The sequence below is a fragment of the Bacillus cereus group sp. BfR-BA-01379 genome (assembly GCF_022663605.1).
GTDB classification, from domain to species: Bacteria; Bacillota; Bacilli; order Bacillales; family Bacillaceae_G; genus Bacillus_A; species Bacillus_A mobilis.
Map to the genome: position 1 here is coordinate 1 of NZ_JAKUFT010000121.1, position 8,306 is coordinate 8,306.

Consider the following 8,306-nt stretch of genomic DNA (forward strand, 5'->3'; position numbering starts at 1 on the left):
AGACGCCAATGCAAAGAATGGAAGCAACAAAGGTTTATAAAAAATAAAATTGAGAGCCAGCTTCTTTCAAAAAGAAAGGAGCGGCTTATGAAAATATGAAGGAGGAAATTTTCATGGAAAAAACAGTAGGAAATGCGGTTAAAGGCGGTAGCTTTTTAGTTGATGAGATTACGATTGATCAAGTGTTTACGCCAGAGGATTTTTCATCTGAGCATAAAATGATTGCAAAAACGACAGAGGACTTTATCGTAAATGAAGTTCTTCCAGAGCTTGAATATTTAGAGCAACACGAGTTTGATCGTTCTGTTCGTCTTTTAAAAGAAGCTGGGGAACTTGGTTTATTAGGCGCTGACGTACCAGAAGAGTACGGCGGAATTGGCCTTGATAAAGTAAGCTCAGCGTTAATCGCAGAGAAATTCTCTCGCGCTGGTGGCTTTGCAATTACTCACGGTGCTCACGTAGGTATCGGATCTTTACCAATCGTGTTATTCGGTAACGAAGAGCAAAAGAAAAAGTATTTACCATTACTTGCGACTGGTGAAAAATTAGCTGCATACGCATTAACTGAGCCAGGTTCAGGATCTGATGCATTAGGTGCAAAAACGACTGCACGTTTAAATGCAGAAGGTACACACTACGTATTAAATGGTGAAAAACAATGGATTACAAACTCTGCATTCGCTGACGTATTTATCGTATACGCAAAAATTGATGGAGAGCACTTCTCAGCATTTATCGTAGAGAAAGAATATGCTGGCGTATCTACAAGCCCAGAAGAAAAGAAAATGGGTATTAAATGTTCATCAACTCGTACGTTAATTTTAGAAGATGCATTAGTACCGAAAGAAAACTTACTTGGTGAAATCGGTAAAGGTCATATTATCGCGTTCAACATTTTAAATATCGGTCGTTATAAATTAGGTGTTGGTACAGTTGGATCTGCGAAACGTGCAGTAGAAATTTCAGCACAATATGCAAACCAACGTCAACAGTTCAAACAACCAATCGCTCGCTTCCCATTAATTCAAGAGAAACTTGCGAATATGGCAGCAAAAACATATGCGGCTGAAAGCTCTGTATATCGTACAGTAGGTTTATTTGAAAGCCGCATGAGCACATTATCTGAAGAAGAAGTAAAGGACGGTAAAGCAGTAGCAGCTTCTATCGCTGAATATGCAATCGAGTGCTCTTTAAATAAAGTATTCGGTTCTGAAGTATTAGATTATACAGTAGATGAAGGTGTTCAAATTCACGGTGGTTACGGATTTATGGCAGAGTACGAGATTGAAAGAATGTACCGCGATTCTCGTATTAACCGTATTTTCGAAGGTACGAATGAAATTAACCGCCTAATCGTACCAGGTACGTTCTTACGTAAAGCGATGAAAGGTGAATTACCACTTCTTCAAAAAGCACAAAAATTACAAGAAGAGTTAATGATGATGATGCCAGAAGAAGTAGGCGATGAGCCATTAGCACTTCAAAAATATTTAGTAACTAACGCGAAGAAAATTGGCTTAATGGTAGCTGGATTAGCTGCTCAAAAATACGGTAAAGCATTAGATAAAGAGCAAGAAATTCTTGTGAATATCGCTGACATCGTAAGCAACCTATACGCAATGGAGTCCGCTGTTCTTCGTACAGAAAAAGCGATTAAAACAACTGGTCTTGAAAAGAATAAACAAAAAGTGTTATACACTGAAGTATTCTGCCAAGAAGCATTTAACGAAATCGAAGCAGATGCGAAAGAAACACTTATCGCAGTTGAAAACGGCGACATGCTGCGCATGATGTTATCATCATTACGTAAATTAACTCGCCACACACCACTTAACGTAATTCCGAAGAAACGTGAAATCGCTGCGAAAATTTTAGAAGATGAGCGTTACACGGTTTAATAGCTGTAAAGAAAAGTAGTCGTATAAACGGCTACTTTTCTTTTTTTTTGTAAAAATGAAATTTTTAGTGACATAAAACTAATACCATTAGTATAATAAAACTAATGGTATTAGTTTTCGTGAAAAGGGAGATGGAAATATGAGAATGATACATGAAAAAACGGTATATCAATTGTCATTTTTACCAAGAGTGTTTCCTGTGAATTGTTACTTTGTGGAGGAAGAAGATGGTTTAACTTTAATTGATGCGGCTTTGCCATATAGCGCAAAAGGTATTTTACAGGCGGCTGAGAAAATAGGAAAGCCAATTACTAAGATTGTATTAACACATGCGCATGATGATCACATCGGTGCATTAGACGTATTAAAGGGAGTACTTCCTAATGTTCCAGTTTATATTTCTAAGCGGGACGCAAAGCTGTTAGAAGGAGATAAGACGTTACAAAAGGGTGAACCGAATATACCGATAAAAGGCGGTGTACCTAAAAAAGTAAAAACGGTGCCTGATGTTTTATTGGAAGATGGCGACCGAGTTGGATCGCTTCTTGCGATTATGACACCGGGACATACGCCAGGCTCCATGTCGTTTCTTGATGTACGGAATAAAGCTCTTATTGTCGGGGATGCATTCCAAACAAGAGGCGGTATGGCTGTTTCGGGACAAATGAAATTTTGGTTTCCGTTTCCTGCGATGGCAACGTGGAGCAAAGAAATATCATTACAAAGTGCAGAGAAGCTAAGTGAATATGAGCCTTCCTTGCTTGCGGTAGGACATGGGAAAATGATAAAGAATCCGGGCACTGCCATAAAACTTGCTATTAAGGAAGCGAAGCGGAATATAGAAAGTAGAAAAGAGGGTTAATTGATGTCACCGAGAATCGGACTTACATTACAGAAAATTGTCGAAACAGCGGTAGAAATTGCGGATGAGAATGGAATACAAGAAGTAACGTTAGCTTCATTAGCGCAAACATTAGGGGTACGTTCACCTTCGCTATACAATCATGTGAAAGGCTTACAAGATGTACGGAAAAATCTTGGTATTTACGGAATCAAACAGCTGCATAACAGACTGGAAGAAGCTGCTGAGGGTAAATGTACGGACGAAGCAATTCATGCTTTAGGAGAAGCGTATGTAGCATTCGTACGCAAACATCCTGGACTGTATGAAGCAACTTTTTTACGAGATGAAGAAGTAAGAAAAGCAGGTGACGGAATTGTGAAGCTTTGTCTTCAGGTTTTACAACAGTACGGCTTAGAAGGAGAGCATGCACTTCATGCGACACGTGGATTTAGAAGTATTTGTCATGGATTTGCGTCGATTGAACAGCAAGGTGGATTTGGTTTGCCGCTTGATTTAGATACAAGTTTACATGTATTATTGGAAACGTTTATTAAAGGATTACATGTAATAAAAGATTGAATAAGAAGAGAGACAGTCAGCGACCTTAGGAGAAATTCTAAGGTTTTTTAGTGCATATGATTTCAAAAGAAAAGAATACTAAAGGAGAATGAAAGAAGAAAGGTAGGAGTATTCTATGCAAAACTTAACAGAGCTTGAAGTAGAAAACTTACGTCATTTAATTGGTGGACATGCAACAATTATTAACAAGTTGGAGCAGTATGCACAGACGTGTACAGATCCAGAGTTGAAACAAATGCTACAAAAGGATGCGCAAGATGCAAGAAATACGAAACAGCAATTAATGACTTTCCTAGGATAGGAGGAAACGACAGATGAATGAAAAAGATATGGTAAATGATTATTTAGCAGGGTTAAATGCAAGTTTAACAAGTTATGCAAATTATATTTCTCAGTCTGATAATGAACAGTTACATCAAACGTTAATCCAAATTCGTAATCAAGATGAGATGCGCCAACGCAATATGTATGAGTACGCAAAGCAAAAGAGTTATTACAAACCGGCAGCACCTGCTAATCCAATGATTGTGCAGCAATTAAAAAGTCAATTAAGTGCAGAATAATGGGATGAAGAAACGAGCGAATGAAGTCGCTCGTTTTTTGTTTTGGGCATGTCAATAAATATATAATAAATATTTTTCCAGTTGTAACAAATATGACGAAAATGGAATATAACAATTCACAAAAAGGACAAAAACTTTGTTCAATATTTCACAAAGTATCCATGGTTTCTATCGTGGAAATCTCTATAATTAGGAGTGTAAAGAACAAAAGAAATAGATTATATGATCAATTAGGAGAGATTGCTATGAGACGAAATACAAGAAAAATTGCAATTATCGGTACTGGATTAGTTGGATCAAGTTGTGCATATTCTATTGTGAATCAAGGCATTTGCGAAGAATTATTATTAATTGATATAAATCATGAACGTGCAGTTGGGGAAGCGATGGATTTATCACATTGCATTAACTTTACAAATACAAGAACAAAAGTATATGCAGGAAGCTATGAAGACTGCAAAGATATGGATATCGTTATTATTACAGCGGGACCAGCACCAAAGCCTGGACAAAGTCGCTTAGATACTTTAGGAGCGAGTGCGAAGATTATGGAAAGTATTGTTGGCGGTGTAATGGAAAGTGGATTTGACGGTATTTTCTTACTTGCATCGAACCCAGTTGATATTATTACATATCAAGTGTGGAAATTATCTGGATTACCTAGAAATCGTGTGATCGGTACTGGTACATCACTAGATTCTTCTCGCTTACGAACAATTTTATCTGAAATGTTACATGTAGATCCTCGTAGTATTCATGGGTATTCATTAGGAGAACATGGTGATTCCCAAATGGTTGCTTGGTCCCACGTAACTGTTGGTGGAAAGCCAATTCTACAAATTTTAGAGGAACAAAAAGAACGATTTGGTGAAATAGATTTAGATGAAATTGTTGAGAAGACTGCAAAAGCTGGATGGGAAATTTATAAGCGTAAAGGAACTACTTATTACGGAATCGGAAACTCTCTAGCATATATTGCGAGTTCAATCTTTAACGATGATCACCGTGTCATTGCTGTATCGGCCATTTTAGATGGAGAGTACGGTGAATATGATATTTGTACAGGAGTGCCAGCTATTATTACTAGAGATGGTATGAAAGAAGTTGTAGAACTAAACTTAACAGAGGATGAAGAATCTCGATTCGCAAAATCAAACGATATTTTACGTGATTATATGAAAACAATTGGTTACTAACTTATAGGAGAAGGTGAAACAAATGAAGGAATATATAATGTCTCGTGTATTTAAAGCGTCAGCTGGAATCGCGCAAGGTATTTTCGTATCCCTTGGAATTGGTTTACTAATCGAAAATATAGGAAGAATTGTTGATATTCCGTTGCTTATTACAATCGGAGTTGTTGCAAAATCACTTATGGCACCAGCGATTGGTGCCGGAATTGCTTTTATGCTCGGTGCAAACGGTCTTGTAATCTTCTCGGCTATGGTAGCTGGAGCGATTGGTGCCGGATCTATTTCAATTACTGAAGCAGGTCTAATCATTAAAACAGGTGAGCCAATCGGTGCATTATTAACAGCGACTTTAGCTGTATATATTGGTAAACGATTAAGTGGAAAAACTGCATTAGATATGATGCTCGTTCCATTTGCGGCAATATTAGGTTCTGGTTTAGTAGGCATTTGGTTAGCACAAAATATTAGTCCGGTTTTAAATGCAGTTGGAGCATTCATTAAAGATAGTTCAGCTGGTAGCCCGTTTATCGCTTCTATCGTCATTGCAGTCGTTTGGGGACTATTACTTATCTCTCCAGCTTCATCAGCTGCGTTAGCAATCGCCCTTAGCTTAGACGGTGTTGCAGGTGGTGCTGCTCTTGCAGGATGCGTTGCTCAGTTTATCGGATTCTCTGTAATCTCAGCGAAAGAAAACAATTTAGGTGGCATATTAGCTCAGGCACTTTGTACTCCGAAAGTACAGTTGCCAAATATCACTAAAAATCCAATGATTCTCGTCCCAACTGTCGTCGCCAGTGCTATAGTTGGTCCAGTATCAGCATTAATTTTCCAACTGGAAGCAGGAAAAGAAATTGCAGGTCTTGGATTGAGTTCTCTTATCGCACCAATTAATTTAATTTCCAGCCAAGGATGGGAAGTTGTCCCGGCGATGGTAATCACTTATATCATCATTCCAGTAGCTGTTTCGTATATACTTTACATTGCTCTTAAAAAAGCAGGTCGTATTCACTCTGGTGATATGACTGTACCGCAATCTTAAATTGAAAATTTCCTTTTATCCCGCATTTAACGGGCAGTAAGACCCCACCTCAAAATTCAGCGAAAGCAAAGAAGTTAGGTGGGTGATCAACTGCCCGTAAAAGCCCGATTGGTTCAACTAATAATCAGTGGGGGATGAACAAAACCCCCACTGATTAAAGTTTCACTTTATATAGAGAAAAGCAGACTGGAAGCCACAGTCTGCTTTTTACATTTTGTGATTTTGTTTTACTGGAACACGTACCGTTTCTTTTGCTAATAGCAGCTGTACGCCGAAGTAAAGTATGCTTGCAAGCGTCATTCCAGAAATGGCGTCTACAAATGCATGTTGCTTCGTAAATAGCGTTGATAAAATAATAAGCGTACCGAAGAAGGTAAGAATGTAATATTCAAAAGCATGTTCTTCTCTACGTTTAAAGGCAGCTAGCATAATGACAAAGGTAGTAAGAACGTGAATGCTAGGGAAACAATTTACCGGTTGATCGATACTATAAATATAGCGGACTAGTTCGGAAAATACGTCTGATCCAACGACTGTTGGGCGTGGTACAGTTGTCTGCCAAAAATAATAAATAGAAAAACAAGCAAGTTTTCCAAGAATGATACTACTTAAAGTGACATAATATTGTTTTCGATCTGCAAAGCAATAATAAATAAGTGCGCCGTATAAGTAAGGAAACCAAAGTAAATAAGGAATAATAAATGCTTTTACAAATGGAATCCAATTATCTACTACAGTTGTGACATCTACTGCGTGTACAGTAGATTTATTTAATACATCGTAAAGGGGACTTACGAGTACGAGTAGAAGTATATAACTTAACGGAAGAAAAGATGAAAGTTTAAATTTCTTCATGATAATCTCCTATGTTTAGTAATGTAAGTAAATTCAATTGATTATAATATAGAAACACAATTTGAGCTATCGATTTTACTTACATTTTCTTGAATGAACCTTACGTTTTTGTCACTTGACTGAAAAGAAGGGGAGGGTGCTAAATGAAGCGTTTATCGTATTTCTTATTTTTTATATTGATATGCCTAGTGAGCGCTGGGTGTGCAAAGGATAAAGAAGGAGAAAAATTAGAATATAACGGAAGAGCACTCGTAATTGGAGTTGTTGGAGAGAAGCCGAAAGATACATTTAGGAATATAAAGTTTGAGGAAACGAAGTTAGAGGAACTGGAAAAGAAATCTAAGGAAATGGATGGTTTTCTCATAATGAAAGATCACTTTCAAGAAGCCTCAACAGAACAGTATAAAAATGTATTTTCATCGCTAAAGAAACCAGTGTTTTTTATCGGTTTGCAAGATAAATCATATTCAACGTTTATTACAAAAGGGATAGATTATAACAGTGCACGAAAAGATGTAAATGCTATGTATACGCAAGGCTTTGCGAATATCGGAAGTGGTGAAGGACAACAATGGGCAGTTGGTTTATCGAATGGTGGAAATACGGAAGAAAGTATTCATAATATGTATATCGTCGTATTTCAAACAATTGCCGATTACTTGAATAGATGATGAAGGAGCCTGTAAACGAGGCTTCTCCTTTATTTCGCATGCAGGAATCGGTTATATAGTGGTTCAAATGATTCCATTGTTATGAGGTTACTAGTAGGGCCTTTTTATTAACAGTAATTCCTCAATATGCAAGAAATATGCAAATATGCATATTGTATTTATTTGGATATTTTTGTATGTTAAAATTAAATATAGGGATTTTTGTATATAACGAACTAAAATCAGAAATATCCAATTAATTTTGAGAGGTGTTACATGTTTACAAATAAGAAATTAATTCGATTTGGTCTAACATTACTAGTATGTTTATATGTAATTGATTTTACAATTAGTTATTTTCAAACATATCTTGAATCAGCGGCAGGTATTAAATGGGTAGTCTCAGAAACTTGGAGAGCTATTTTGTTAGATGCCCCTGAAAGTATATTGGTTATTTTAGGCGCAATTGCTTTATATGATTTCACAAAAGAAACATCGCCAAAAGACGCATCCATTTAAATGCGTCTTTTTTCTTTGCAGTAATTTCTTCAATATCATGGAATACTTTCATTATTACGGCCGAAATCGTTAGTTCTTTTCATCTGTAGTACGCCTTTGTCATGTAAAGTGTTTCCGGATTTTGTGACTATAGGATGAAGTGGTTAAATAAACGTTTGTTTAAGAT

The 8,306-nt window shown here is 36.9% G+C and carries 10 protein-coding genes; 9 read left to right on the forward strand and 1 reads right to left on the reverse strand.

Annotated elements, in window-relative coordinates:
- The first annotated feature begins 113 nt into the window (after positions 1–113).
- The 7 genes from MR113_RS25950 to MR113_RS25980 all read left to right on the forward strand — a co-directional run bounded on the left by MR113_RS25950 (position 114) and on the right by MR113_RS25980 (position 6,116).
- The gene (locus MR113_RS25950; protein WP_000416287.1) at positions 114–1,898 is read left to right on the forward strand and encodes an acyl-CoA dehydrogenase family protein; all 1,785 of its coding nucleotides are present in this window, start codon (positions 114–116) and stop codon (positions 1,896–1,898) included.
- 139 nt (positions 1,899–2,037) lie between these two features.
- Positions 2,038–2,760 (forward strand): MBL fold metallo-hydrolase, encoded by a 723-nt coding sequence (locus tag MR113_RS25955; protein ID WP_242257349.1) that lies wholly within the window; start codon positions 2,038–2,040, stop codon positions 2,758–2,760.
- A gap of 3 nt (positions 2,761–2,763) precedes the next feature.
- Positions 2,764–3,321: a TetR/AcrR family transcriptional regulator gene (locus tag MR113_RS25960; RefSeq protein ID WP_242257350.1), complete on the forward strand. Its 558-nt coding sequence runs from the start codon at positions 2,764–2,766 to the stop codon at positions 3,319–3,321.
- Between the two features lie 115 nt (positions 3,322–3,436).
- Positions 3,437–3,622 carry a hypothetical protein gene (locus MR113_RS25965; protein WP_001180553.1) on the forward strand — a complete coding sequence of 62 codons (186 nt, stop codon included), beginning with the start codon at positions 3,437–3,439 and terminating at the stop codon, positions 3,620–3,622.
- 13 nt (positions 3,623–3,635) lie between these two features.
- On the forward strand, positions 3,636–3,884 hold the full coding sequence (locus MR113_RS25970; RefSeq protein ID WP_001002992.1) for a spore coat protein: 249 nt from the start codon (positions 3,636–3,638) through the stop codon (positions 3,882–3,884).
- Positions 3,885–4,129: 245 nt separating this feature from the next.
- Positions 4,130–5,080 carry an L-lactate dehydrogenase gene (locus MR113_RS25975; RefSeq protein WP_242257351.1) on the forward strand — a complete coding sequence of 317 codons (951 nt, stop codon included), beginning with the start codon at positions 4,130–4,132 and terminating at the stop codon, positions 5,078–5,080.
- Between the two features lie 22 nt (positions 5,081–5,102).
- Complete coding sequence (locus tag MR113_RS25980; RefSeq protein ID WP_000666163.1) at positions 5,103–6,116, forward strand: PTS sugar transporter subunit IIC; 1,014 nt, start codon at positions 5,103–5,105, stop codon at positions 6,114–6,116.
- A 207-nt stretch (positions 6,117–6,323) separates the two neighbouring features.
- On the opposite strand, the gene MR113_RS25985 is transcribed toward MR113_RS25980, so the two are convergent.
- Entirely contained in the window at positions 6,324–6,971 is a 648-nt protein-coding gene (locus MR113_RS25985) for a phosphatase PAP2 family protein (protein ID WP_242257352.1), read from the reverse strand.
- A 143-nt stretch (positions 6,972–7,114) separates the two neighbouring features.
- Between MR113_RS25985 and MR113_RS25990 the strand changes: the two genes are divergently transcribed.
- Both MR113_RS25990 and MR113_RS25995 read left to right on the forward strand, forming a co-directional pair.
- A complete protein-coding gene (locus tag MR113_RS25990; RefSeq protein WP_242257353.1) occupies positions 7,115–7,642 on the forward strand; it encodes a hypothetical protein in 528 nt (175 codons plus the stop codon).
- Positions 7,643–7,897: 255 nt separating this feature from the next.
- Positions 7,898–8,140 (forward strand): DUF3937 family protein, encoded by a 243-nt coding sequence (locus MR113_RS25995; RefSeq protein WP_141434873.1) that lies wholly within the window; start codon positions 7,898–7,900, stop codon positions 8,138–8,140.
- The last annotated feature ends 166 nt before the right edge of the window (positions 8,141–8,306 follow it).